Source organism: Qipengyuania sp. BR81-2, assembly GCF_055693895.1.
The window spans coordinates 2,433,001-2,457,892 of the sequence record NZ_CM146344.1 but is presented as its reverse complement, the minus strand read 5'-3'; the positions used below and the strand labels follow the sequence as shown (position 1 = coordinate 2,457,892).

The following is a 24,892-nucleotide window of genomic DNA, read 5'->3' as shown; positions in this document are numbered from 1 at the left end:
CTGAATGCGTTGCCCATTCTGCGCCCATGACGACAGTCAGGTGAAGGATCTCGCGTCCCACCGAAGACTCGACATCGATCCGCCGCCGGCGCCAGTGCTCCAAGTGCGGAGCCCGCTTCACCACTTTCGAACGCGTGCAGCTGCGCGAGGTCACCGTCGTAAAGTCGGGCGACCGCCGCGAGGCGTTCGACCGTTCGAAGCTCGAGCAGTCGATCTCGCTCGCCTGCCGCAAGCGCGAGGTCGCGCAAGAGCAGATCGACCAGCTCGTCAGCGGGATCCAGCGCCAGGTCGAGACGGCCGGCGAACCCGAAATCCCCTCGCAGAAGATCGGCGAACTCGTGATGGACGGCCTGCGCCAACTCGACAGCGTCGCCTACATTCGCTTCGCCTCGGTCTATCGCGACTTCAGCGAAGCGCGCGACTTCGAGGAATTTGCCAGCACCGTGCAGGAAGCCGCCAATGGGCGTCCCTGACGAGCGCAAGCCCGTCGTCGTTCTCGTCCGTCCGCAGCTGGGCGAGAATATCGGCAAGGCGGCGCGCGCCATGCTCAATTTCGGGCTGACCGAAATGCGCATGGTCGAGCCGCGTGACGGTTGGCCCAATCCCGACGCAGGTCCGGCAGCGGCAGGCGCGGATATCGTGCTGGAAAACGCGAAGGTCTATTCCTCTACCGCAGACGCCGTGGCCGACTGCGCACATGTCTACGCGACCACGGTGCGCAAGCGCGGCGTGACCAAGCCTGTCTACACTCCCGAGGAAGCAAGCCGCGAGATGGCAGCTGCCGAAGGACGCAGCGCGATCCTCTTCGGGCCGGAGCGTTCGGGCCTCGAAACCGAGGACGTTGCCCTCGCCCGCGCTATCCTCACCGTGCCGATCAACCCCGAATTCGGCTCGCTCAACCTCGCTCAGGCCGTGATCTTGTGCGCCTATGAATGGTCCAAGCACGAGAGCCTCGTGCAGCCGACGCAGGAAGACCTCCTTCCGCCCGCGCAGCAAGAAGACCTCGAAGGCCTGATCGGCCACCTCGAGGGTATGCTGGAGCCGAAGGGCTACTTCCTCCCGGAGGCGAGGGCCGAGGCCACGCGCAGGACCTTGCGCGGAGTGCTTACCAAACCGGGTTGGAACCACCTCGAAGTGCGCACGCTTCGCGGAGTACTTTCTTCGTTGCAACGAGGACCGAAGAAGTAACGAAGTAGTTCGTCGAATTGTCATCGACGGTTCATGGAAGTCTGGTTAGCCCGCCAGCGAACTAAAACTCCTGACAATTCAAGGAATTTCTAATGCGCCTCGCACTGCCTGCTCTCGCCCTTGCCGCTCTTTCGATGCCTGCTCTCGCCGGCGAACCGGAAGAGAAGAAGGACGAAGGCGAGAAGACCGAAGCGCAGGCGACCGAGAAGTCGGACAACAAGAAGATTTGCCGCTACATCCGCATGGACATGAGCAGCCGCCGCAAGGAGCGCGTCTGCCTGACCAAGGAAGGCTGGCAGGAATTCAACCAGGGCAACTAGGCGCCCTCTAGGGTCGAGATCAGCTGCGGATCAGGTCCCACTCGACCAGTTCGTAAGCGATCGAGGTTTCGACCAGAAGCTCCCAGATCTCAGCGATTTTCTCGGCCGGCAACTCGCGGGCCGAGGCATCGCTGCGGGCATTGTCGATCACTTCGGCCTTGCGCGCCTCGTCGCGCACCACGCCGCGGTCGGTCTTGATCCTCGCGGCGGCGCGCATGTAACCGAAGCGCCGATCGAGCAGCGCCATCAGTTCGCGATCGGTCGCATCGACACCTTCGCGCACTTCGCGCATGTCGCTGCAATCTTCGGGAAGCTTGATTCCGTCCTTCATGGCCGCGCCGAATGGCGGTTTGAATTCGGCTTGTCGAGGACAAACGAAACCCTCACTCGACTTGTCTGCTTCACCTCGGCAATAGGGCCACATGGCAAGCAATCCCAACACTTACCGCAACCAGCCCGACGAACGGGGTCATTTCGGCGACTATGGCGGACGTTATGTCGCCGAAACGCTGATGCCGCTGATCCTCGACCTTGAGCGCGAATATCGCGCCGCACAGGCCGATCCGGAATTCCAGCGCGAGTTCGACGACCTTCTCGAACATTACGTCGGCCGTCCCAGCCCGCTCTATTTTGCTGAACGGCTGACCGAGGCACTCGGCGGTGCGCAGGTCTGGTTCAAGCGCGACGAGCTCAATCACACCGGCGCGCACAAGATCAACAACTGCATTGGGCAGATCCTGCTTGCCAAGCGCATGGGCAAAACGCGCATCATCGCGGAGACTGGTGCGGGCCAGCATGGCGTGGCCACAGCCACCGTCTGCGCGCGTTTCGGCCTCCCTTGCGTGATCTACATGGGTGCAGAGGACGTAAAGCGGCAGTCGCCCAATGTCTTCCGCATGAAGCTGCTTGGCGCGGAAGTCGTCCCCGTGACCAGCGGCGGTGCGACGCTCAAGGACGCGATGAACGAGGGGCTACGCGACTGGGTCGCGAACGTCCACGACACCTTCTATATCATCGGCACCGCCGCAGGTCCGCACCCCTACCCCGAGCTCGTGCGCGACTTCCAGAGCGTGATCGGCCGCGAGGCACGCCAGCAGATGCAGGACCGCATCGGCCGCCTGCCCGATTTGCTCGTGGCCGCCATCGGTGGCGGATCGAATGCGCTCGGCCTGTTCCATCCCTTCCTCGACGATCCGGACGTGAAGATGCTTGGCGTCGAGGCGGCAGGTCACGGCCTCGACGGAGATGAGCACGCCGCGAGCCTTCTCGGCGGCGTTCCCGGCGTGCTCCACGGCAACAAGACCTACCTGCTGCAGGACGAGGACGGCCAGATCACCGAGGGCCACTCGATCAGCGCCGGCCTCGACTATCCCGGCATCGGCCCCGAGCACGCCTGGCTGAAGGAAATGGAGCGCGTCGAATACACCGCCGTGACCGACGAGGAGGCGCTCGAAGCCTTCCAACTCCTCTGCCGCACCGAGGGCATCATCCCCGCCCTCGAACCCAGCCATGCCATCGCGGCGGTGGCGAAGATCGCTAAGGACATGCCGAAAGACAGCGTGATCCTCGCCAACCTGTGCGGACGCGGCGATAAAGATATCTTCACCGTCGCCGAGCGGCTGGGAGTGGAGATGTGACGCGCCTTTCCAACGCCTTCTCCAAGCCCCACCCCGCTCTCGTCTGCTTCGTCACCGCGGGCGATGGCGATACTGCGGCCAATCTCGACGCGCTGGTCGAGGGCGGCGCGGATGTGATCGAGCTGGGCATGCCTTTCACCGATCCGATGGCCGATGGCCCTGCGATCCAGGCGGCGAACCTGCGCTCGCTCGGCGCGGGCACGACGACTGCCGATGTGCTGCGCATCGCGCGCAAATTCCGCGAGCGTCATCCCGAGGTGCCGCTGGTGCTCATGGGCTATGCCAACCCGATGATCCGCCGCGGGCCCGAATGGTTCGCCAATGCCGCCAAGGAAGCGGGCGCGGACGGTGTGATCTGCGTCGATATCCCGCCCGAGGAAGATGATGCGCTTGGTCCGGCCCTGCGCGAGCAAGGCATCGCACCCATCCGTCTCGCCACGCCGACCACCGATGCGAAGCGTCTGCCGCAGGTACTCCAAGGCTCGTCCGGCTTCCTCTACTACGTCGCCGTTGCCGGCATCACCGGCATGCAGCAGGCAGCGATCGAATCCATCGAAGCCAATGTCAGCCGCATCAAGCAGTCGACCGATATCCCGGTCGCGGTCGGTTTCGGCGTACGCACGCCCGAGCAGGCTGAAGAAATTGCCGAGGTCGCGGATGGCGTAGTCGTCGGCTCTGCCCTCGTCGAACTCGTCGGCGAGCATGGCGAAAAGGCTCCGGAAAAGCTGCGCGAATACACTGCAAGCCTTGCCAAGGCGGTCCATTCGGCGGCAAAGGCGTCCGCATGAACTGGTTCACACGCGTACGCAATTCGATCTCCTGGCTGCCCAAGCGCAGCACCGACAAGGACCTGTGGGTCAAGTGCCCGAACTGCCAGCAGATGGTGTTCGGACAGGAGTATGCCGAGAATGCCGACGTCTGCCCGCGCTGCGACCACCATGGACGCATTGGCGCCGACAAGCGCCTCGCCATGCTGCTCGACGAAGGTTTCCAGACGCTTCCCGTGCCGGATGTGACCGAAGACCCGCTCAAGTTCCGCGATTCGAAGAAGTACACCGACCGCCTCAAGCAGGCGCGGGCCAAGAGCCCGCACAAGGACGCATTTCTCGTCGGTGAAGGCACGATCGAGGGCAAGCCCGCAGTCGTCGGCGTGCAGGACTTCACCTTCATGGGTGGCAGCATGGGCATGGCCGTCGGTACCGCCTTCTGCCAGGGCGCAGAGCGCGCGTTGACGCTGCGTGCACCCTACATCGTCGTCACCGCCGCCGGTGGTGCGCGTATGCAGGAAGGCATCCTCAGCCTGATGCAGATGCCCAAGGCGACAGTGATGACACGCCGCCTGAAAGAGGCAGGCCTGCCCTATATCGTCGTGCTTACCGACCCAACCACGGGCGGCGTCACCGCAAGCTATGCGATGCTGGGCGATGTCCACATTGCGGAGCCCGGTGCGCTCATCGGCTTTGCGGGCCAGCGCGTGATCCAGGACACAATCCGCGAGCAGTTGCCCGACGGCTTCCAGCGCGCCGAGTACCTGCACAAGCACGGCATGGTCGACATGGTGGTGCACCGCCACGACCTGCGCGACACGCTGGCGACGCTGATCGACTACCTCGCGCCTGCGGAAGCGGCCTGACCCCTCCCATGCGGGACTTCGCCCGCTCCGAGAATGCCAAGGTGCAAGCCCAGCTTGACCGGCTGGCGCAGCTAAGTGTGCCCGACGGACGCCTAGGCCTCGATACGATCCGCGTACTGCTGGAGAGGCTCGGCAATCCGCATCGCAAGCTGCCTCCGGTGCTCCATGTCGCCGGGACCAACGGCAAAGGCTCCACCTGCGCCTTCCTGCGCGCGATGCTGGAGGCAGGGGGCTACAAGGTCCACATGACCACGAGCCCGCACCTGGTTCGCTACAATGAGCGTATCCGGGTCGCTGGCGAATTGATTTCGGACGACCGGCTGGCCGAACTGCTCGCCGAGGTGCTGGATGCAGGCGAAGACCTGAACCCGAGCTTCTTCGAAGTCACGATTGCCGCAGCTTTCACCGAATTTGCCCGCGTCCCGGCGGATGTTTGCGTAGTTGAAGTCGGTCTCGGCGGACGTTTCGACGCGACCAACGTGCTCGAAAAGCCCGCCGCTTGCGGGATCGCTGCGCTGGGGATTGACCACGAGCGTTTCCTGCTCGCGCCCGAAGAGGGCACTCCCGATGTGCCGATTGCACGCATTGCCTTCGAGAAGGCCGGGATCGCGAAACCCGGATCATCGCTCGTGACACTTTCCTATTCGGACGAGGCGACCCACGAAGTAGAGGCCGCTGCAGCCCGCAATGGCGCTCCGCTGGCAATGCGCGGGCGCGAGTGGTCCATGAGCGAAAGCGGAACAGGTCTCCACTATGCCGACAGGCACGGCGAACTCGTCCTGCCGCTGCCGAGCCTTCCCGGCCCTCACCAGCCCGAGAATGCCTCGCTGGCCGCCGCGATGCTGCGGCACCAGGATTACATCTCGATATCGCGCGATGCGCTGGCTGAGGGGATCCGCTCGGCGACCTGGCCTGCGCGGCTCCAGCGGCTCGCGCCCGGCCCGCTAACCGGCGACCGCGAAATCTGGCTTGATGGCGGGCACAACCCTTCCGCCGGCGCCATCCTTGGGAAGCACTTTGCAGGTCAGAGGCTGCACCTCGTCGTCGGAATGCTCGATGCGAAAGACCCGACAGCCATCACGGGTCCACTGGGCGACGCGATCTCGACCGTTACGGTGGTTCCTGTTCCCGGGCACGACTGGCACCCCGCCTGTGCATTCGGGGACGAGGCGCGCGAGGCGGTGGACGTTCCTTCTGCATTGGCAGCCCTGCCCGATGACGGATTGCCGGTGCTGATTGCTGGCTCGCTCTACCTCGCGGGCGAAGTCTTGCGCCTCAACGACGAACTGCCCGACTGATCACTCGGCCGGGACGCGTTCGCCAGCCTCGGGCGCCACGATCCCCGCAGCTGCCTTGCCCCGGCTCTCGCGGTACCATTCGAAGCACACGAGCACTGCTGCAGCAAGGCCGATCCACGTCGTCAGGATGAATACATCGTAGTACCCCTGGTTCTCGATCATCTCACCCAGCGCACCGCGCCCGAGGGTGCCGACCAGCAGCGTCAGCGAAGACAGCAGCGCATACTGCACGGCGCTGAACTTCTTCGACACGATCGATGACAGCCAGGCGATATAGGCGGCACCCGCTATGCCGATGGCGAGGTTCTCGAAAGCGATGGTGATCGTGAGCTTCGCGAGCTCGGCATCGCCGATCTCGGGGATCTGCATGATCAGGTAGGTGAAGCCCACCGCATCGCTGAATGCCTGCATGTTCGCACCGCCCATCGCCATGTCGGCGTAGAGCAGGTTGGTCAGTGCTGCGAGGACACCGCCGATCAGCAGTGTCGCCATGCGGCCGATCGAGGTCAGCATGAAGCCGCCAAGTGCGAGACCTGCGATGATTGCGCCCACTCCGAAGAACTTCGAAGCGAAGGCAACGTCGTCATTGGTGTACTCCAGCTCGCCGAGGTAGAACGGATAGGCGAATGTGCCCCAGATCGCGTCGCAAATGCGATAGGTGAGGACCACGGCGAGGATCAGCACGAGCGACCAGCCCATACGGCCGACGAACTCGACCAGTGGCAGAACAAGCGCTCGATAAAGGTGGTCGAGCGCGTAGGCGCCGCCTGTCGCAGGTGCCTCGTCCTCGGTGAGAAGGTGTTCGCCCTTGGCTTTCTTCGACGCGAGCCAGCCCGCGATCAGCGCGGGCAGGATGATCGTCGCCACGATGATCCACGGACCGATATTAAGCGTGAATTCGGTCGGGTTCGGCCGGTCCTCCGGAGCATAGGTCATCGACATGATCATGAATGCGAGGACAATGCCGATCGCGCCTGCCCAGAGCAGTCCGACCAGCCCCAGCGCACGGTTTCGGACAACAGGCGAAAGCTCGCCAGCCTTACGCAGCGCGCGGACCTGCAGCTCGCTCTCGGTCGCGACATCCGCGTCCGATTCCGAGGCGTTGGGCGCCCAGAGGCCGACGAAGCCGACAGCCAGCAGGATCGCGCCCATCAGCGCATAGGTCTCCGGCCAGCCGATGCGTGCGGCGATGATGAGGCCAAACGCACCTCCGACAAGCGAGGATAGACGGTAGCCCATCTGGTAAACGGTCGAGAGAATATCGATCGTCGCTTCATCATCGGCAACGTCGATACGCCACGCGTTGATCGCGATGTCCTGCGTCGCGCTGGCGAAAGCTCCGATACCGGCGAGCAGGCTGAACCAGCCAAGCTGGCTCTTCGGTTCGAGCAGGCTCATCGTCACAAGGATGGTGCCGAGCAGTACCTGCGCAGGCACGATCCACTGCTTGCGGCGGCCGAGACGGCGCAGCAGAGGTATGTTGACCTTGTCGATCAGCGGCGACCACAGGAACTGAAACGCATAGGCAAGACCGATGAGGCTGAAGATGCCCATCGTCTCGAGATCGACTTCCGCCTCGGTCAGCCATGCGAACAGCGTGCCGAGGAAGAGCGCGAAAGGCAGGCCGCTGGCAAAGCCGAACAGCAGCATGAAACCGGTTTTCCTGTTCCTGAGTGCGAGCCCGAGGACCTTCCACGCGGATTTCTTCTTATCTGCAACCGCTTCGGCCATTCCCTAGCGTCCTTCCTTTGAGACGTATTTTTTGCGACACTAGCCGCCGGAGAGAGAAAGGAACAGGCGCGATGGAAGGTTCCTCCACGCTGCTCGAAGGACGCCGGCCTACCGATGGCATGCTGGCGCTCGCACAGGATATTGCGGACAACAAGACGCGCGACGGCCTGGGCCAGACCGTGGTGCCCGCGCATGTCTATACCGACCCTGAATATTTCGCGCGTGAGAAGAGCGCGATCTATGACCGTTTGCCGCAGATCCTCTGCCCAAGCGCGCTCCTCCCCGACCCGGGAATGGCGGTTCCACACGATGCGACCGGAAGTCCGCTGCTGATCACACGCGATGCCGACGGCAAGGCGCATGTTTTCCTCAACGTCTGCCGTCACCGCGGCACTCGGCTCGTCGAAGGCAATGAGGTCAGCTGCACCAAGAAGCTGGTGTGCCCCTATCACGCATGGACCTACTCGGTGGACGGGCGGCTGCTCGCCCTTCCCCGCCCAGATACTTTCCCCGATCTCGACAAGGGATCGATGGGACTGGTTGAACTCCCATCGATGGAAACGGGCGGTGTCATTTGGTTCAGCCCGAAGGAAGAAACCGCCGACTTCACCTTTGCGAAGAAAGTCGGCGAGGATTTCGACGCACTCGGCATGGGCGAGCATTTCCTGTTCCGTCGCAAGACCCACGAGGTTGCGGGCAACTGGAAGCTCATCATGGATGCCTTTCTCGAAAGCTACCATGTCACGCGCCTGCACGCGCAAACCATCGGCCCTTTCTTCAAGGACGGGGTAACTAGCGGCGACATGATCGGCCCGCATGCCCGTAGCGCGGTCGGGCGGTTGGAGGAGATGGAAGGCGTCGACCTGACCGACATGACGCAAATGCGCCGCGTCGTGACCTTCGCTTACCAGTTGATGCCCGGCGCGCTGGTCATTCCAAGTCCCGATTACATCAATCTAATGGTGATGATGCCGCAGGCTCACGACCGTACGCTAGTCGAGGACTTCATGCTCATCCCCGAACCGCCCGCCAACGACAAGGCGCGCGATCACTGGGAGCGCAGTTGGGCTCTGCTCGACGGAGGCGTATTTGCCTCCGAGGACTTCCGGGCCGCCGAGTTGGGACAGCAAGGCCTTGCCACGGGCGCGGTGCCCGAACTCACGCTCGGCACGATGGAAGGCGGTATCCGCCGTTATCACGAGACCGTCGAGGAAGCCTTGCGCGCCGCCAATTGAGCGCCTAGCGGGCTTTGCATGTCCGACAACAGACTTCCCGAAACCGGCGACCGTATCGCCAAGCTGCTTGCGCGCGCAGGTGTCGCAAGCCGCCGCGAGGTCGAGCGCATGATCGCCGACGGTCGCGTGGCCATCGACGGCAAAATTCTCGATACACCCGCAGTGAAGCTCGAAAGCCTGCGCGGTGTGACCGTCGACGGCAAGCCGGTAGGCAAAGCCGAAGACACGCGCCTCTTCGCCTTTCACAAGCCCTCGGGCCTGATCACCGCCGAACGCGATCCCAAGGGGCGCCCGACGATCTATGCGGCGCTGCGTAATGCGCTGCCCAAGGATGCAGGCCGCGTGATGCCGGTCGGCCGCCTCGACTTCAACACCGAGGGCCTACTGCTGCTGACCAATGATGGCGAGATGAAGCGCGCGATGGAGCTGCCCTCCACCGGCGTCCCGCGCACGTACCGCGCGCGCGCATTCGGCGACATTACGCAAGCACAGCTCGACGAGCTGATCGAAGGCGTCGAGATCGACGGTGTGCGCTACGGCCAGATCGAGGCGAACCTCGAGCGCGGATCGGGCCGCAACCGCTGGATCGAAATGACCTTGCGCGAAGGCAAGAACCGCGAAGTACGCCGCGTGCTCGAACATCTCGGCATGGAAGTGAACCGCCTGCTGCGTATCGGCTACGGACCGTTCCACCTCGGCGACCTTCCCCGCGGACAGGCAGCCGAGATCAAGCGCGGCGATGTCGAAGCCTTCAAACGCGAACTCGCTCGCGGGGGCCGCCAGTGAGGATAATCGCCGGCGACTGGCGCGGTCGTAAGCTCGTCGCGCCGAAAGGTGATGCAACGCGCCCTACGGCCGACCGCACCCGCGAAACGCTCTTCAACATGCTCTCGAGCCGCCTCGGCAGCTTCGAAGGCCTCTCTGTACTAGACCTGTTCGCAGGATCGGGAGCGCTGGGTATCGAAGCTCTATCGCGCGGAGCGGCACACTGCCTATTCGTCGAGCAGGAGCCCGACGCCGTGAAGGCTATCAAGGCCAATATCTCCTCGCTCGATGCGCGTAGCCGAACGACCGTGCAGCAAGGCTCGGTCATGAGCCTGGGCCCGGCGAAGGCGCCTCACGACCTCATTTTCCTCGACCCGCCATACTATACCGGCGCTGCCAATGTGGCGCTCGACCGGATGACGCGACTCGGCTGGATCGGACCGGCGACTTGGATTGCGGTGGAAACGGCGAAGAACGAGGATGTCGAGATCAAGCGCCTCGAACTCGAGGCTGAACGCCGCGTCGGGAAAGCGAAAATCACGCTCCTGAAACTGGCCTCCGACGCGGCGCCAACCGGCGACTGAGATCAGCGACCCTCAGCTGGATAGCCAAAGAAAAGGGCGGAACCGCTCCTGCAGCCCCGCCCCTTTCCAAGCGTGAGCGCTTCGACAAAGCGCCCTACACATTCTGTCGGTTTTATTCCGGATCGGCGCTGTCAGCGTCGACTTCGACCGTATTCATGCTTTCGAACTCGGCCTGCGTGGCAGGAAGCGGCTCGTCGATCTCGCTTGCCGGACGACCCGGCCAATACTCCAGCGGACGCGTGCCGGTCTTGTTCGCTTCCCAGCTGTTGATGCAGCCGTCCTGCTGGTCTTCGGTGCAGACCGGCAGTTCGCCATCGCTGGCAGCGGCATAACCTGCAGGGGTAGTCTGCGTGATTTCGCTGCGAACGAAGCGCGGTGCGGGGGTCTCGGTCGAGACTTCGACTTGCGTTTCCGTCGTCGCCTCAGCCTGTGAATGGTGGTCGGCGGCTGCGGGTACTGCGGCGAAGGCTAGGGCGGCGCCGGCCAGATAAAGCGTTTTCATACAAGTATCTCCGTGTTCTGTTATGGCCCATCTACGCTGGAGCTTCCACGAAAGTTCCGGGCGCACCCGTGAGCGCAGGTCTTGTGCTGTAGCGCAACGTTCCCTAGCTGTTCCCTAACGCATGCCAGATTTTTCCAACTCGTCCGAAATCGCCAGAAATGACGCGATTCCGCCCTATGCGGAGCGTTTGAACACGCCCCAGCGCGAGGCGGTCCTTACCACGGAAGGACCCGTGCTGATGCTGGCAGGTGCCGGTACCGGCAAGACCGCTGCACTGACCGCACGCCTCGCACATCTCATCGCAACCCGCCGCGCCTGGCCGAGCGAAATCCTCTGCGTCACCTTCACCAACAAGGCTGCGCGCGAAATGAGAGACCGCGTCGGGCGTCATATCGGCGACGCGGTCGAGGGGATGCCATGGCTCGGCACCTTCCATTCGATCGGGGCACGCATGCTGCGCCGCCACGCCGAACTCGTCGGGCTGCAGAGCAATTACACGATTATCGACCCCGACGACCAGCTGCGTCTCCTGAAGCAGCTGATCCAGGAAAACGACCTTGATGAGAAACGCTGGCCCGCGCGGCAACTGGCGGGCCTGATAGACCGCTGGAAGAACCGCGGCCTCAATCCGGGCGATCTCGATGCGGTGGAGAACGAGGCCTACGCCAATGGCAAGGGCGCGCAGTTCTACAAGCTTTACCAGGACCGGCTGAAAGCGCTGAACGCCTGCGATTTCGGCGACCTGCTGCTGCACATGCTCAACATTTTCCGCCAGCACCACGATGTGCTTGCCCAGTACCAGCAGCGCTTCAAATACATCCTCGTGGACGAGTATCAGGACACCAACCAGGTCCAGTACCTGTGGCTGCGCCTGCTCGCCCAGACCCGCAAGAACATTTGCGTGGTCGGTGACGATGACCAGTCGATCTATTCATGGCGCGGCGCTGAAGTCGCCAATATCCTCAAATTCGAGAAAGATTTCCCGGGCGCTGCGGTCATCAAACTGGAGCAGAACTATCGCTCAACTCCGCAGATTCTCGCTGCCGCCTCGGGCCTGATCAATGCCAACAGCGAACGTCTCGGCAAGACCTTGTGGACCGAACTTCCGGCAGGCGAGAAGGTCCGCGTCGTGGGCGTTTGGGATGCGCCCGAGGAAGCGCGCCGCGTCGGAGAGGCTATCGAGCGCCTAGAAAGTGAAGGCGCACCTCTCGACGAGGTCGCAATCCTTGTCCGCGCCCAGTACCAGACGCGTGAATTCGAAGACCGCTTCATCCAGATCGGCCTCAATTACCGCATCGTAGGCGGTTTCCGTTTCTACGAGCGCGCTGAAATTCGCGATGCACTCGCTTATTTGCGTACTATCGCGCAACCAGCTGACGACCTCGCGTTCGAGCGTATTTATAACCAGCCCAAACGAGGTCTCGGCGCGAAGACGCTCGAGGCCATGCGCCGCCACGCCCGTCGCACCCAGATGCCTCTGGCCGCCGCGTCGCTAGACCTTGCCGACAGCGACGAGCTGCCCGCTCGCGCGCGCAACACGCTCGTCGGCTTGCTGGGCCAATTCGTGGCATGGCGCGAAATGGCTGAGAAAGTCACTCCCTCCGAGCTGCTTCGCACCGTCCTGACCGAGAGCGGTTACGAGGAAATGCTCAACAAGGATCGCAGCGCCGAGAGCGCGGGCCGTCTCGAAAACCTCACCGAGCTCGCCCGCGCGATGGAGGAATACGAGACGCTAACGGACTTCCTCGAGCACGTGAGCCTCGTCATGGACAACGACCGCCGCGATGATGGCGAGAAGGTCACGATCATGACCATGCACGCGGCAAAGGGTCTCGAATTCGACCATGTCTTCTTGCCCGGCTGGGAGGAAGGCGTCTTCCCCAGCCAGCGCGCCATCGACGAAGGTGGCCTCGCCAGCCTCGAGGAAGAACGCCGCCTGGCCTATGTTGCTATCACACGCGCCAAGCGTCGCTGCACCATCTATCACGCTGCGAACCGACGCATCTACGGGCAGTGGACCAGCTCGATCCCGAGCCGCTTTATCGAGGAACTGCCGGACGAACACGTCGAGAGCGAGACCACGATGAGCGGTGGTGCTTCGCTGTGGAGGGCCAACTGGACCGAGCAGGAAGATCCTTTCGCTCACGTATCGAGCGCAAGGCCTGACCGCAGCACCGCCCGCGGCCCCGGCTGGCAGCGCGCGCTGTCGACCGGATATGACAGTACGCCCAAGCGCCTCGCCGAACCGGGCAAGAGCGCGGCGAGCTTCGCCGCTAAGCCGCGCAGCGACATCGCCATTGGTGCGCGCGTCTTCCACGAGAAGTTCGGCTACGGCGTCGTAACCGATCAGGAGGGTAACAAGCTGGAAATCGAGTTTGAGAAGGCCGGTACCAAGCGGGTGCTGGACAGCTTCGTCAGCCTCGCAGGCGACTAGGCCGGCGCTTCGGTCTCGTCCGAGGCTTTCTTCCAGTACCGTTTCTCGAACGGCCTCATGAGCTCGCCGCCAACCCCTCGCGTGCCCTCGGCAATACCGGTCTCGCAATCGACGTAGGGCGCCGGATCGACATAGGTGCCGAACACCTTGTCCCAAAGCGTGACCGTATTCCCGTAATTGCTGCCCATCAGCGCTTCATCGCGAATGTGGTGGAGTCGATGCGCAGCAGGCGAGATCAGCACATTTCCGAAGATGCCGAGCGTCCAGGGCACGTCACAGTGGATGAAGAAGCCCCACCAGCTTCGGATGAAGCCCGCAGCACCGACCGCCCACTCTGGCACGCCAAGCAGCAGCAGAAGCCACACATCAACGCAAACGCTAAGGAGCTTGCTGAGCGGGTGCTTCCGCATGACCGTGAGCCAGTGCATTGCGGTATCCGCATGGTGTGTCGCGTGGATGGGCCAAAGAAGGGGCGTATGCTCCAGGCGGTGCCGCCAGTAGACGACAAAGTCGAAGATCAGGATCGCGATAAGCAGCGCGGCGATGTCGGGTATCGACGCCCAAACCCCGATCAACAGTTCCGGTGCTCCGACGGCAGAGGCGATGACGCCCTCCGGCACGACGAACAATGGTGCCAGTATGACGAGGTTTATTATTGTCAGGCCAAGATTGGTCGCGAACTCACCCCGGCAACGCGCAATTGCATCCCAGATGGCGCGTCTCTTCATGACCAGCGCGAGCAGACCAAACACCAGTCCGGTCATGGCAAGCGTGATCAGCGTCGAAAGCGCAGGTTCGGCGAACATTTCCATAGCACGCACGCTGGCATGCACATGGTTAGGGATTAGTTAAATCAGAGAGCGGAAACGTCGAGGAAGCCGGGGCGCGGACCGTTCCATTCGCCGGCGGCTATGGGCTCGTCATCCTCGCGGTCGCGGCGGCGCGAGCGCTGGGGTTTGTCATCTTTCGCCCTTGCAGGCTTTTCCTCGCGCTTCGCAGGCGCCTTTTTCGGCGCCTCGTCCTCTTCGCGCTTCTTGCCGCGCTTGGGCTTGCTTTCGGCCTCTTCCGCAGGTTTTTCGACGAGCTCGACGCGAACGTCCTTCTTGCCGAACACGGGGATCTCGCTGCCGGTCAGCTTCTCGACGTTCTCGATCGCCTCGGCATCTTCCTTCGCTACGAAAGTGAAGGCGCGGCCCTTGGCCCCTGCCCTGCCCGTACGACCGATGCGGTGTACGTAATCGTCGGGGTGCCAGGGCGTGTCGAAATTGAACACGTGGCTGACACCCTTGATGTCGAGGCCGCGAGCCGCGACGTCGGAAGCAACTAGGATGTTTACGTCGCCCGATTTGAATCGGTCGAGTTCCTTGATGCGGCTCGCCTGGTCCATGTCGCCATGGATCTCACCGCTCGCAAAACCGTGGCGCTGGAGGCTCTTGTTGAGCTCGCGCACGGTCGTCTTGCGATTGGCGAAGATGATCGCGGTTTCGACATGGTCGTTGCGCAGCAGCCAACGAAGCGTCTCGCGCTTCTGGCGGGTCTGGACGGGCACCTTGAACGCGGTGATGTCCTTATTGGTGGTCGCCGCGCGTGCCGTCTCAATCCGTTTGGGATTGCTCATGAATTTCTTCGCGAGCTTTTCGATCGGCGGCGGCATCGTGGCGGAGAACAGCATTGTCTGACGGTTCTCGGGCAGCTTGTCGCAGATGAACTCGATATCGGGAATGAAGCCCATGTCGAGCATGCGATCGGCCTCGTCGATGACGAGCAGTTCGCAACCGTTGAGCAGGATCTTGCCGCGCTCGAACAGGTCCATCAGGCGGCCCGGGGTCGCGATCAACACGTCGACGCCTTCGTTGAGCGCCTTGACCTGGTCACCCATCTGAACGCCGCCGATGAGCAGCGCCATCTTGAGATCGTGGTTCTTGCCGTACTTCTCGAAGTTCTCAGCGACCTGTGCAGCCAGTTCGCGGGTCGGCTCGAGGATGAGGCTGCGCGGCATTAGCGCACGGCGGCGACCGCTGGCCATCACGTCGATCATGGGCAGGACAAAGCTGGCGGTTTTGCCCGTTCCGGTCTGCGCAATACCGATGATGTCCTTCATCATCAGGATCGGCGGGATGGCCTGCGCCTGGATCGGAGTCGGCTCGGTATAGCCTGCCTCTTCGACGGCTTTCAGCAGGTCTTCGGATAGGCCGAGATCGGCAAAACTCATGCGGTTGTCGGACGCCCCAACGATAGTGGATATAAAAAAGGCCGCTCTCAGGCAGCCTTGACCGAAGCGCGCCCTTCGCCTTTTTGCCGGTTCAAGTCAAGGAAAAGCGCCCTATTCGGGACGCTCTGCCACCAATTCGCTGAAGCGGTCGATCTGGCATTTCGCGCCCGAGCGACTCATGATCCGGTCACGCTTCACGCACAGCTTACCGTCATCGCTCCGCTCGACATAGAACCCACGGTAGAAATCACGCGGGCTGCAACCCTTCTCGAGCCGCGCCACCATCATGCTGCGATCACGCATCAGCATTAGGAGATGATCGCCGCGATCCGAAACTCCGCGAATTCTTGCGCTGTCGAGGCACTTGCCGGCCTTGCGTTCCACAAGCTGTGCGGGCGGCTGCTGCGGACGGGTGGTCTCCGCCGTCAGGTTCTGGCGGGCAGGACCGGGCGCGCGTGCGGGAGAAATCCGCAGGATTACGCGGCGTTCGATCCTGACCTGATGGGACGTCGGCGGCGCGATGCCATCGAGGATGGGAGACCATGCCGGCGCATCGGCTGACAACGGCAAAGCGGAGACATTGCGTTCCGAAGGGCGCGACTGCTGGGCTACGTGCTCTTCTGCCGGTTCTCCAGTCGCCGACAAGCCGAGACCGCCAAGAGGCAGTATCAGCGCTATCGGCGCAATGAAAGCGGCAAGACTGGGCATGTCGGGTGCGAAAAGCTCCTCATGGCCGCGCGAAGGATGCACGCGACGTTCGCTTGTCGCCTATGCCCCCGCTCAATTGAATATCGGCTTAATTGGTTTGCGAGGTTTGGCAAGAGGTGGCCATTCGATGCCCGAGTGTGGCATGGGCGCAACCATGAGCGATATCGATGCCTTCGCAGAGGCTGCCCTGCAGCTCCTCGGCCCGCGTGGCTTTACGCGTGATGGAGACCTCGTGGAGCCTTGGCTTACCGACTGGCGCGGCCGCTACACCGGCAGGGCGATCGGCCTCGCCTCTCCTGCCTCCACGAGCGAAACCGCCGAATTGGTGAAGCTCTGTGCCCGTCATGGCATCCCGATCGTACCACAGGGCGGAAACAGCGGGATGTCGGGCGGCGCGACACCGGACGATACGGGTAAGGCAATTCTGCTCTCCCTGCGCCGCATGGACCGGATTCTATCGCTGGACCCCGACGCGATGCAGGCCACCTGCGAAGCGGGAGTTGTTCTGCAGACCCTTCACGAGGCTGCAGCAGAGCATCGCCTGCGCTTTCCGCTGACCCTTGGCGGCAAGGGATCGGCTACGATCGGCGGTCTGATTTCCACGAATGCGGGCGGTACGCAGGTCCTGCGACACGGGACGATGCGCGCGCAGGTCCTCGGTCTCGAGGCGGTGCTTGCAGACGGAAGCGTGCTCGACACCCTCACGCCACTTAAGAAGGACAATCGCGGGTTCGACCTCAAGCAGATGCTGATCGGCTCGGAGGGAACGCTAGGCGTGGTTACGGCGGCAACTCTCCGTCTACTTCCTGAAATCAGCGGAAGGACGGTGATCTGGGCGGGCCTGCCGTCGGTCCAGCAGGCGCGGCGATTGCTGCTTCATTTCGAACGTGCCGCCGGGAACAGCCTCGAAGGCTTCGAGGTCCTTCCAAAGCAATGCCTCAAGGCCGTGCTCGATTACTTGCCGGATGCCCGCGCGCCGCTTAGCGGCGATCATGAATGGCACGCGCTGATCGAGCTCGTGTCAGGCCCAGTGGGCAGCGATGACTTGTCCGACTTTGCGCAGGGCATTCTCGAAAGCGCCTTCGAGGACGGCTTGCTCGAAGACGCCACCATTGCCGCCAATGACAGCCAGGCCGAAGCGTTCTGGCTGTTGCGCGATCTCGATATCCCCCGCCGAACGCGCGATCGGCCCGGCCATGCAGCACGACATCTCGGTGCCCGTGAGCCGCATGGCGGATTTCGTGGCTGCCGCCCTGCCTGCGGTCGAACAGCGCTTCCCCGGCAGCAACGCGCTTGCATTCGGCCATCTTGGTGACGGCAATGTGCATTTCCACGTACTCGCGCCGCATGATGCGACGCCGGGTGAGTGGGAGGATGGCGAAGGCAAGCAAATCAGCGCCTTCGTTCACGACCTCGTCACCGAGTGGGGCGGATCGATCAGCGCTGAGCACGGGATCGGCCAGATGAAACGCGACGAATTGGGCCGTTTGGGCGACCCTGTTTCACTCGCGCTGATGCGAAGTGTGAAGCAGGCCCTCGACCCCCGGGGACTGTTCAACCCGGGCAAGCTCCTTCCGCTTGCGCAAACCGGCGTAAAACCCTAAAGCGCGCAGCTTCTGGCGTATGGGGTCGTCTGGGTCCTTCGCCTCACCCAATCCTGCTAATTTCTAAGATTTTCGGAGAGTATTCATGGCGAGCGCGCCGCAGCAGCCCCAACTGCCCCTGTTCTTCAACGACCTGATGCCGTTGAACAGCAACGATCACAAGAACTTCCGCACGCGCACTATGGACAGCGCGCCATGGCTTTCGAAGGCGCACGCCATCCCGCTGACGGTCGATGAATTCGTCCAGTCGCAGCGTCATTTCCCGATCGTGTTCTCGAGCGGCGAAAACCCGCTTCCGCTCGCCCTCATGGGCCTCAACGAAGGTGTGAATACCTTTGTCGACGATGCTGGCAAGGTGACCGAGCAGATCTACCTGCCAGCCTATATCCGCCGCTATCCCTTCATGCTCGCCAAGCTCTCGCAGGATGCGGACGAGCTTTCGCTGATGTTCGATCCGAGCAGCGGTGCAGTCGGCGAGTTCGACGAAGGCGAACGCCTGTTCGACGATGAAGGCAAGCCCACCGACGCCACCAATCGCGTTCTCGAGTTCTGCCAGCACTTCGAAGGCGCCGCGCAGCGTACGCAGGCTTTCCTGACCGAATTGAAGGACAACGACCTGCTGATGGCCGGCGAAGTCGCCATCCAGCGCGAAGGCGTTGAGCAGCCCTACATCTATCGTGGCTTCCAGATGGTCGACCAGGAAAAGCTGCGCGAGCTCAGCGACGAGAAGGTTCTCGAGTGGAACAAGAACGGCATCCTGATGCTGATCCACGCCCACATCTACTCGCTCGAACTGATGCGCACGATTTTCGCGCGCCAGACCAGCCAGGGCAAGGCTCCGCAGCCCGAAGCTGCAGCCTGATTTCTGCCGGCTTGGCCGGACAAGTTTGAGAAGTGGCAGGATCGCGCCTTTCCGGCCGATTCTGCCACTTTTTGCATGCTTGAAAGCAAGCCCCACTGACACCATCTAGATCATGCCGGCGGCGCTCCCCTCATGGCCTGCCGGCAGGATGCACGAAAGTGCATCTCCTCCCTGAACCTTGGCCACCTCGTGCAACTCGCACGGGGTGGTTTTTTCTTGGATTTCCCAACCTATTCCGCAGCCTGGGGCAACTGCTCGCCGCGACCGATCTCGGCCACTTCGCCAGCTAGCCTGCAAACAAGGCCCGACAACAGCTTGGCGATAGCAGGATGCCTCGCGCTCGGCGTCTCGAGGCGTGAATCGAGATAGGTGCTCCGGCACACCTCGATCTGCATCGCGTGTATCCCGCGAAGCGGCGCGCCGTGGCGATCGAGGACATAGCCACCCGAATAGGGGCGGTTGTGCGCGACCGCCCTGCCCTCGCCTCCTAGGTGATTGAGCGCACTGGCGATCAAACGCAGAATCGCAGCTTGCGCCGAACCTATCTCCGATCACGAATTCTGCGGTCCGCTCTTCGGGATGCCGGCGGCGTAGCGGAGGCATGGAATGCAGGTCGATAAGGAGCGCCGCTCCCCAATGGTCACGCAGCGCCTCCAGAGTACTACCCAAGGCTTGGTGATAGGGCCGGTGAACTGTCTCGATCCGCTCGTCGAGATCGGCCATTTCCAGCTTGTTTTTCCAGATCTCGCCAAGCCCGGGGAGCCGACGCGGCACGAGGCCAAGGCCACTTCGGGCCCGGCGGTTCGCAAGAGAGTGGCGCATGCGAACAGTCTTTTCCCCTGGACCATCGTCCAGTCCACATCGTCAGGCGCACGGTTAAGGTCGATGACCGCACGCGGCGTATTCGCCACCAGAAGGGAAGCACCCGTCTCCTCCGCTATATCGTGGGCGAGCCCGTCGACATGGCGATCTTCGAGGCGGATGAGGCAATTGGCATCGCGGAGGTTGGCGAGAATGTCGTCCGAGTAAGCCCGCCCGCCGTGAGGTGCGGCTATCAGCACCGGTACCGCCGGAGAATCGGTAACTGATAGGCTGAAACTCGAATTCGGCATGTTGCCCCAATCTCGTTGGAATAAGCCACGAATCGGCGCCTGAACGCCTGATTTCCCCTTGCTTCGCCAAGAATGCTGCCGCTTCAAATTCCCCGTGTCAAAGAAAGTGGTCTCGATTAGGGACATTGGTGAACGGAACGGAAGATTTGTTAAGCCATTTCAGCTATGGACGCCCGTATGAGTGAGCTGCACCAGAAAAGAATCCTGCTGGCCGAAGACGACGAGGCCATGCGCACCTACCTCGAGCGCGCGCTCGAAAATGCCGGTTATTCGGTCGACGCAGTCGATCGCGGTACAGCCGCCCTCCCGCTGCTTGAAGACGAGCGTTACGATCTCCTGCTTTCCGACATCGTGATGCCGGAAATGGATGGAATCGAGTTGGCTCAGCGCTGCAACGAGATCAGCCCGGCAACGAAAGTAATGTTCATCACCGGCTTTGCTGCAGTCACTCTCAAAGCGAGCCGCGAGCAGCCGAACGCCAAGGTTCTTTCGAAGCCGTTCCACCTTCGCGACCTCGTCCTGGAGGTCGAAAGGGTGCTCGAAGACAAGGTCAGCGCGCAGCTCTGACAATTCGGCAAGATTGCCTCTTGCGTCCGTTGGCGACCCTCGCTAATGGACGCCCTCCCCCGGCTGGGGGGCTCGTTGGTGAGGGCGTATAGCTCAGTGGTAGAGCACTATGTTGACATCGTAGGGGTCCCAAGTTCGAACCTTGGTACGCCCACCATCGAGGCCTTGAACTGCTGATCTGGACGCAAGTGCAGATACAAGCAAAGGCACACCACACCGGAAATTATCGAGTATCGCTTCAGCTAGCTGGAAAGGCCCGCACAGGCAGTTCTCAGGCTGCCCAGCGCTAACCTTCACCGCTTTTTCTGTGCTGAAGCTCGCGGACCACCAGAGGTCTTGCAGGCTGATACATTTTGGCGCGAGGTGACGGGATCAATTCAAGGATCTTCACCCCTGCTGTATTGTTCAAGCCAACCTGCAACTCCGGCCGCAAGTCTGTCATTAGTCTCTTGACCGGCTCGACTACGCGTGAGCGCACTCTTATCGACGCATAGTTGGCTCACGGTGCGTGACGCTCTCGAGCGCGAACTTGGCAGGCTGCACGGAGTTCTCCCGAATCTCCCTCGGGCACAAAAAAGCCGGCCGCAAATGAATGCGACCGGCTTCTAAACTTGTAAGACGCTTAGACGCTTACGGGATCGTCATCATCGTCGAGAGCGAAGATGATGCCAGCGATCACTGCTGCAGCAGCGAGAATAGCGATGATCGTTGCGCTACCACCAGCTTCCGAAGTCTCTTCAGCAGGCTGCGAGCTGCGCTCTGCGTCGGCAGCGGTAGCGACAACCGGAGTTGCGGCCATTGCTACCGCGGCAATCGGGAGCATAAACTTTTTCATTTTCTTGCTTCTCCTAGTTTGACCAGTCCGTACGGCGGCCTTGCGTTCAAATTCTTTGGCGACCTAACCGAGGTCTCTTTAAAATTCAAGCCCCTAATCTGTGGCCGGGCGGGCGTTACCGCCATTACGAAGTCTCAGGCAAAGCATTGAAACCTCAAAACTTCCAAAACCAAGTACTCTGATTCAACTATATCTAAGCACGTAGAACCTTATGGTTCCAAATATCTCACTCCTCATCCATCAAAGAAGCGATCCAGTTAAGTCCGAAGGTTGCACTGCTCGGGGCGCCCAACGCAACACGTATTCCTATCTAGGCGTGCACTCTGCGGTGAAGAGTTGCAAAAATACGTCTTATCGACTTCAGCGCAGGGCGATCGGCGAAATGTCGCCCCGCAGCGTGGATTGGCCAGTCCAAGCGCGCCCGGTGACCGCAATTTCCAGAAAATCGCAATCCGAAGGCAGGCCTTCAACTCCGAGAGATACTGAGCTGGCACCGAACGCCTGCTCTGCGACCGGCTCCCTGGAATCGGCGCACTGCAAGGACAGCCTCACATCTTCAGAAGCGGTCCGCGGTGAAAGGCTGTGTGTCAGGTTCAGCGAAAACGGGACAGGCGGGCTTCTTACAATTCGCCTTGCAATGACCCCTCCCTGGCCCGCGCGAGCATATACCTCGAGGTCATCGGAACCGAGGCTCGGCTGTGCCCGGAAATCCGCGTCGTCGACAAACCACCAGTCGAAAGGTGGGTTATCGGACGACCAAGAGAGCGTCCGTTCGCGAGGTGCAGCTTCTTCAGGCTCGGAAATCTGTTCGTAAAGCTGGTATGCTGATTGCAGTTCGCCCGCGCCAGCAAGTCTTTCGATCAGCTTCCTGTCCTGATCTGGATCGAAGCGCTTCAAGGAGCGCAAGCGGTAGAGGCTTTGCACTGCCGCAGGATCGTTCAACGCAAAGTTGATAAATTTTTGATGCCATGGGGAAGATCCGTCCAGCACCTTTGCGAATTCTTCGACCGCGTCTTCTTCTGCAAAAACGGTCATCAAGACCCTGAAAAGCTCGTTCGATCGCGACGGACGGACCCTCAAAATGCGATCGAGCGACCTGATTACTCCGACGAATTCCTCCGCTTCGACATGCTTCTGGAGAACAAGTGCCTGAAGGGTCGGGTCGCGTCGATCCAGTCGCGATGCAGCCTCTACGATGCTCGCAGAGTTCTCTTCTTCCTGCTGCGCGAGAGCCAGGATTGCATGAGCCTGCGGAGACAGGGGCTCCAACCGATGCGACGCTCGCGCCCACGATTCTGCCTGCGTAGCAGCGGACTTGGGCGTAGACTGCGCTGAGACTGCCGTAGCAAACGCAGCCGACGCAAGGTTGGTATGTGCCAGCCCGTTCGCAGGGAAAAGCGTCAGCGCGATGTCCGGCGCTCTCTTCGTTAGCGCTATGCCAGCCGCCTGCATCGCCAAGACCACCGCCAGGACAAGGCAAACAAGCGCGATTGATATCGATCGGAGTGAGAATGGAAACTTCATAGCTTCGTCGGGTGATCAGGCCTTTTCAAGCTTCTCGTCGCTGCCATACCCATATCCATATCCATATCCATAGCCATAGCCGTAGCCATAGGCCGAATTCTTCTGGCTGACCTTGGTCACGATGGCACCGAAAACCTGTGCTCCGGATCGCTTGAGCCTGCCCAGAGCATTCTCAATGCCACGCACCTTGATACGATCGGATTCGATCACATAGACCACGCCATCCACCGAACGGGACATTTCAACGGCATCAGCGAGAGCCAGCATGGGAGCTCCGTCGATGAGCACTTGATCGTACAGGGTGCCAGCATTTCTCACAATCTGGCCGAACCTGTCACTTGCCAAAAGCTCGACCGGATTCGGCGGGGTCCGTCCCATGGGAAGGAAATCAAAGCCGAAATCTTCCATCGGGATGATCTGGGACTGCAGATCACTCTCCGGGTTCGTGAGGAGCGATACCAGCCCGCCCTTATCATGGCCGTGAAGATCAAGCGTATCGCGTAGCTTCGAATTGCGCAGGTCCGCATCGATCAGCAGAGTCCGCTTGCCGAGCTGTGCGAAGCTAGTGGCAATGCCGACCGACGACATGCTCTTGCCTTCGGAGGGAACCGACGAAGTCAGCATCAGGTGCTTCGGCGCGCCCATCGGTGTGAGCAGGCTCATATTGGTCCTGACCGTGGTGAATGCTTCGCTGATCTCGGACGACCGTTCGGTGATCCGGTCGATGATCTCGCCTTCTTCGTTGCGGGGGATGGCGCCAAGTAGCGGCACCCCGAGACGCCTGCGAACATCTTCCGGATCCTGGAGCGTCTGGCTCAGGGTGACGCGAAGATAGACAAGCGCAGCCGCGAGACCTGCGCCGCAAAGCAACGCGACGAGCAGGTTTGTTACCAGCGACGGCGCATAGGGGTCTTCCGGGACTTCGGAGAGGTCGATGATCTGGATGTTGTTTTGCCCAGCTCCCGAAGCCTCGAGCTCCTTGAAGCGCTGCAAGAGCGCATCGTAGATTTCACGGTTGGTTTCGACTTCGCGCTTCAGGATACCATAGCTGATGCCCTGCCCCTGCTGACCGAGGAACCGGCGCTTCGCCTGTTCCATCTGATCGCGCAGCTCTGCCTCACGGATCTGTGCCGCACGCAGAGAGTCTCTAGCACCTCCAGTGATCGCAGAACGCAGGGCATCCACTTCTGCCTGCTTTTCCTGCACCTCGGGATAGTCAGGTCCGAAGTTGGAACGCAGCACGGCGAGTTCCGCTTCCGACTCGCTAAGCGTTGTAAGCAAGGTGTTCCGGGGATCACCACCCGGGAACTCGCCCGCGATTGCGGACGCCTGAGCATTGACCCGGTCAGCAACTGCTTCGGCAAGAGCAGTATTCAAAGCCTGCAGATCGGCGCCGACCAGAGTCTGTCCTGCACTTTCAGAACCGGTCTCGTTGCCGGCATTCAGAACCAGGATCTCATTCGCGTTCGCATATTCAACGAGCTCCTGCTCCGACTGCGCCAGACGCTCGCGGAGCTCGGCAATCTGGTTTTGCAGGAAATCCCGAGCCTCGATATTCGCGCCGAAGCGCTTCTCGTAGTTCGCGGCGACGAATTCTTTCACCCACAAATTGGTGATCTCAGAAGAAACGGCGGGATCGGGGCTTGAGAATCTGACGTCGAGCAAGCTCGATTGTGCGATTGGGACGACGCTCACATTCTCGAGCAGCACCTTCTCGATGGCCCGCTCCAACCCCTGCTCTTCCTCGATATTGAATGAGCCTCGGAAAGCCTCGTCCCGAGTCAGGTTGCCGGCCTCGAGAACGCGCTTTGCCATGAACTGCGACACGAGCAATTCATATTGCGTGTTGAGGTACTGCAATTCCGATACCAGACCGTCAGATTCCAGGCCATCCAGATTGGTTACGTCTGCTGCCACCTGGGAGACTTCGAGCCTGGCACTTGCCAGATACAGCGGCGTGGCAAGCAATGTCGCAAGAACGCCAAGCAAAGCGCTCGAAGCAATTATGCCGATCAGCCAATATTTGAGGCTGATCGCCTCGTGCCAGTAGCGATCGAGGTCGAGGGCGAACGAGGTCGCGCCATCATCTACTTCGTCGATGACTGCGGAATTCGTCTCGGCCTTCTCGGAGATCATCTTGT

At 61.5% G+C, this 24,892-nt stretch carries 22 protein-coding genes, 1 tRNA gene and 4 pseudogenes; 15 read left to right on the top strand and 12 right to left on the bottom strand.

Annotated elements, in window-relative coordinates; all coding sequences use genetic code 11:
- Positions 1 to 4: 4 nt before the first annotated feature.
- The 3 genes and pseudogenes from nrdR (at position 5) to ACZ1G8_RS12395 (ending at position 1,508) form a co-directional block, all read left to right on the top strand.
- A pseudogene (gene nrdR / locus ACZ1G8_RS12405) lies at positions 5 to 473 on the top strand (transcriptional regulator NrdR).
- Complete coding sequence (locus ACZ1G8_RS12400; protein ID WP_472679657.1) at positions 460 to 1,188, top strand: RNA methyltransferase; 729 nt, start codon at positions 460 to 462, stop codon at positions 1,186 to 1,188. The pseudogene nrdR and the gene ACZ1G8_RS12400 overlap by 14 nt, the downstream one beginning before the upstream one ends.
- Positions 1,189 to 1,280: 92 nt before the next feature.
- A complete protein-coding gene (locus ACZ1G8_RS12395) occupies positions 1,281 to 1,508 on the top strand; it encodes a hypothetical protein (RefSeq protein WP_472679656.1) in 228 nt (75 codons plus the stop codon).
- Between the two features lie 19 nt (positions 1,509 to 1,527).
- Here ACZ1G8_RS12395 and ACZ1G8_RS12390 read toward each other — a convergent pair whose 3' ends face one another.
- Positions 1,528 to 1,839 (bottom strand): chorismate mutase, encoded by a 312-nt coding sequence (locus ACZ1G8_RS12390; RefSeq protein WP_472679655.1) that lies wholly within the window; start codon positions 1,837 to 1,839, stop codon positions 1,528 to 1,530.
- Between the two features lie 91 nt (positions 1,840 to 1,930).
- Between ACZ1G8_RS12390 and trpB the strand changes: the two genes are divergently transcribed.
- The 4 genes from trpB to ACZ1G8_RS12370 are packed head-to-tail and all read left to right on the top strand — an operon-like array spanning position 1,931 to position 6,076.
- Positions 1,931 to 3,145, top strand: coding sequence for a tryptophan synthase subunit beta (gene trpB / locus ACZ1G8_RS12385; RefSeq protein WP_472679654.1), 1,215 nt, complete (start codon positions 1,931 to 1,933; stop codon positions 3,143 to 3,145).
- Positions 3,142 to 3,933: a tryptophan synthase subunit alpha gene (trpA, locus tag ACZ1G8_RS12380; RefSeq protein WP_472679653.1), complete on the top strand. Its 792-nt coding sequence runs from the start codon at positions 3,142 to 3,144 to the stop codon at positions 3,931 to 3,933. Before trpB ends, trpA begins: the two co-directional genes overlap by 4 nt.
- Positions 3,930 to 4,778: an acetyl-CoA carboxylase, carboxyltransferase subunit beta gene (gene accD, locus ACZ1G8_RS12375; protein WP_221428554.1), complete on the top strand. Its 849-nt coding sequence runs from the start codon at positions 3,930 to 3,932 to the stop codon at positions 4,776 to 4,778. Before trpA ends, accD begins: the two co-directional genes overlap by 4 nt.
- 8 nt (positions 4,779 to 4,786) lie before the next feature.
- Complete coding sequence (locus tag ACZ1G8_RS12370; RefSeq protein WP_472679652.1) at positions 4,787 to 6,076, top strand: bifunctional folylpolyglutamate synthase/dihydrofolate synthase; 1,290 nt, start codon at positions 4,787 to 4,789, stop codon at positions 6,074 to 6,076.
- On the opposite strand, the gene ACZ1G8_RS12365 is transcribed toward ACZ1G8_RS12370, so the two are convergent.
- Positions 6,077 to 7,807 carry an AmpG family muropeptide MFS transporter gene (locus ACZ1G8_RS12365; RefSeq protein ID WP_472679651.1) on the bottom strand — a complete coding sequence of 577 codons (1,731 nt, stop codon included), beginning with the start codon at positions 7,805 to 7,807 and terminating at the stop codon, positions 6,077 to 6,079.
- A gap of 71 nt (positions 7,808 to 7,878) precedes the next feature.
- Between ACZ1G8_RS12365 and ACZ1G8_RS12360 the strand changes: the two genes are divergently transcribed.
- The 3 genes from ACZ1G8_RS12360 to rsmD are packed head-to-tail and all read left to right on the top strand — an operon-like array spanning position 7,879 to position 10,391.
- Positions 7,879 to 9,042, top strand: coding sequence for an aromatic ring-hydroxylating oxygenase subunit alpha (locus ACZ1G8_RS12360; protein ID WP_472679650.1), 1,164 nt, complete (start codon positions 7,879 to 7,881; stop codon positions 9,040 to 9,042).
- Positions 9,043 to 9,060: 18 nt separating this feature from the next.
- On the top strand, positions 9,061 to 9,828 hold the full coding sequence (locus ACZ1G8_RS12355) for a pseudouridine synthase (RefSeq protein ID WP_472679649.1): 768 nt from the start codon (positions 9,061 to 9,063) through the stop codon (positions 9,826 to 9,828).
- Positions 9,825 to 10,391, top strand: a complete 567-nt coding sequence (gene rsmD / locus ACZ1G8_RS12350; RefSeq protein ID WP_472679648.1) for a 16S rRNA (guanine(966)-N(2))-methyltransferase RsmD — start codon at positions 9,825 to 9,827, stop codon at positions 10,389 to 10,391. Before ACZ1G8_RS12355 ends, rsmD begins: the two co-directional genes overlap by 4 nt.
- Before the next feature lie 112 nt (positions 10,392 to 10,503).
- Here the strand turns inward: rsmD and ACZ1G8_RS12345 are convergent, their stop codons facing one another.
- Entirely contained in the window at positions 10,504 to 10,893 is a 390-nt protein-coding gene (locus ACZ1G8_RS12345) for a hypothetical protein (protein ID WP_472679647.1), read from the bottom strand.
- A gap of 121 nt (positions 10,894 to 11,014) precedes the next feature.
- Between ACZ1G8_RS12345 and ACZ1G8_RS12340 the strand changes: the two genes are divergently transcribed.
- Positions 11,015 to 13,327: an ATP-dependent helicase gene (locus ACZ1G8_RS12340; RefSeq protein ID WP_472679646.1), complete on the top strand. Its 2,313-nt coding sequence runs from the start codon at positions 11,015 to 11,017 to the stop codon at positions 13,325 to 13,327.
- Here ACZ1G8_RS12340 and ACZ1G8_RS12335 read toward each other — a convergent pair.
- The 3 genes from ACZ1G8_RS12335 to ACZ1G8_RS12325 form a co-directional block, all read right to left on the bottom strand.
- On the bottom strand, positions 13,324 to 14,139 hold the full coding sequence (locus tag ACZ1G8_RS12335) for a sterol desaturase family protein (protein ID WP_472679645.1): 816 nt from the start codon (positions 14,137 to 14,139) through the stop codon (positions 13,324 to 13,326). The genes ACZ1G8_RS12340 and ACZ1G8_RS12335 overlap by 4 nt on opposite strands.
- A gap of 41 nt (positions 14,140 to 14,180) precedes the next feature.
- Complete coding sequence (locus ACZ1G8_RS12330; RefSeq protein WP_472679644.1) at positions 14,181 to 15,539, bottom strand: DEAD/DEAH box helicase; 1,359 nt, start codon at positions 15,537 to 15,539, stop codon at positions 14,181 to 14,183.
- Positions 15,540 to 15,650: 111 nt separating this feature from the next.
- Positions 15,651 to 16,247: a hypothetical protein gene (locus ACZ1G8_RS12325; RefSeq protein ID WP_472679643.1), complete on the bottom strand. Its 597-nt coding sequence runs from the start codon at positions 16,245 to 16,247 to the stop codon at positions 15,651 to 15,653.
- Here ACZ1G8_RS12325 and ACZ1G8_RS12320 point away from each other — a divergent pair.
- Both ACZ1G8_RS12320 and ACZ1G8_RS12315 read left to right on the top strand, forming a co-directional pair.
- Positions 16,225 to 17,851: pseudogene (locus ACZ1G8_RS12320) on the top strand (FAD-binding oxidoreductase). The gene ACZ1G8_RS12325 and the pseudogene ACZ1G8_RS12320 sit on opposite strands and share 23 nt — an antisense overlap.
- 85 nt (positions 17,852 to 17,936) lie before the next feature.
- On the top strand, positions 17,937 to 18,713 hold the full coding sequence (locus ACZ1G8_RS12315) for a SapC family protein (protein WP_472679642.1): 777 nt from the start codon (positions 17,937 to 17,939) through the stop codon (positions 18,711 to 18,713).
- 230 nt (positions 18,714 to 18,943) lie between these two features.
- Here ACZ1G8_RS12315 and ACZ1G8_RS12310 read toward each other — a convergent pair whose 3' ends face one another.
- The 3 genes and pseudogenes from ACZ1G8_RS12310 to ACZ1G8_RS12300 all read right to left on the bottom strand — a co-directional run.
- Positions 18,944 to 19,228 carry an N-formylglutamate amidohydrolase gene (locus tag ACZ1G8_RS12310; RefSeq protein ID WP_472679641.1) on the bottom strand — a complete coding sequence of 95 codons (285 nt, stop codon included), beginning with the start codon at positions 19,226 to 19,228 and terminating at the stop codon, positions 18,944 to 18,946.
- A gap of 70 nt (positions 19,229 to 19,298) precedes the next feature.
- Positions 19,299 to 19,535: pseudogene (locus ACZ1G8_RS12305) on the bottom strand (N-formylglutamate amidohydrolase); the annotation flags it as partial.
- A 32-nt stretch (positions 19,536 to 19,567) separates the two neighbouring features.
- Positions 19,568 to 19,825: pseudogene (locus tag ACZ1G8_RS12300) on the bottom strand (N-formylglutamate amidohydrolase); the annotation flags it as partial.
- A 177-nt stretch (positions 19,826 to 20,002) separates the two neighbouring features.
- On the opposite strand from ACZ1G8_RS12300, the gene cpdR reads away from it, so the two are divergent.
- Entirely contained in the window at positions 20,003 to 20,392 is a 390-nt protein-coding gene (gene cpdR, locus ACZ1G8_RS12295; protein ID WP_221428566.1) for a cell cycle two-component system response regulator CpdR, read from the top strand.
- A gap of 82 nt (positions 20,393 to 20,474) precedes the next feature.
- Positions 20,475 to 20,549, top strand: a tRNA-Val gene (locus tag ACZ1G8_RS12290).
- A 465-nt stretch (positions 20,550 to 21,014) separates the two neighbouring features.
- Here the strand turns inward: ACZ1G8_RS12290 and ACZ1G8_RS12285 are convergent.
- The 3 genes from ACZ1G8_RS12285 to ACZ1G8_RS12275 all read right to left on the bottom strand — a co-directional run bounded on the left by ACZ1G8_RS12285 (position 21,015) and on the right by ACZ1G8_RS12275 (position 24,887).
- Entirely contained in the window at positions 21,015 to 21,227 is a 213-nt protein-coding gene (locus ACZ1G8_RS12285; protein ID WP_472679640.1) for a hypothetical protein, read from the bottom strand.
- A gap of 360 nt (positions 21,228 to 21,587) precedes the next feature.
- Positions 21,588 to 22,751, bottom strand: a complete 1,164-nt coding sequence (locus ACZ1G8_RS12280) for a hypothetical protein (RefSeq protein ID WP_472679639.1) — start codon at positions 22,749 to 22,751, stop codon at positions 21,588 to 21,590.
- 15 nt (positions 22,752 to 22,766) lie between these two features.
- Positions 22,767 to 24,887 (bottom strand): GumC family protein, encoded by a 2,121-nt coding sequence (locus tag ACZ1G8_RS12275; RefSeq protein ID WP_472681250.1) that lies wholly within the window; start codon positions 24,885 to 24,887, stop codon positions 22,767 to 22,769.
- Between the last annotated feature and the right edge of the window lie 5 nt (positions 24,888 to 24,892).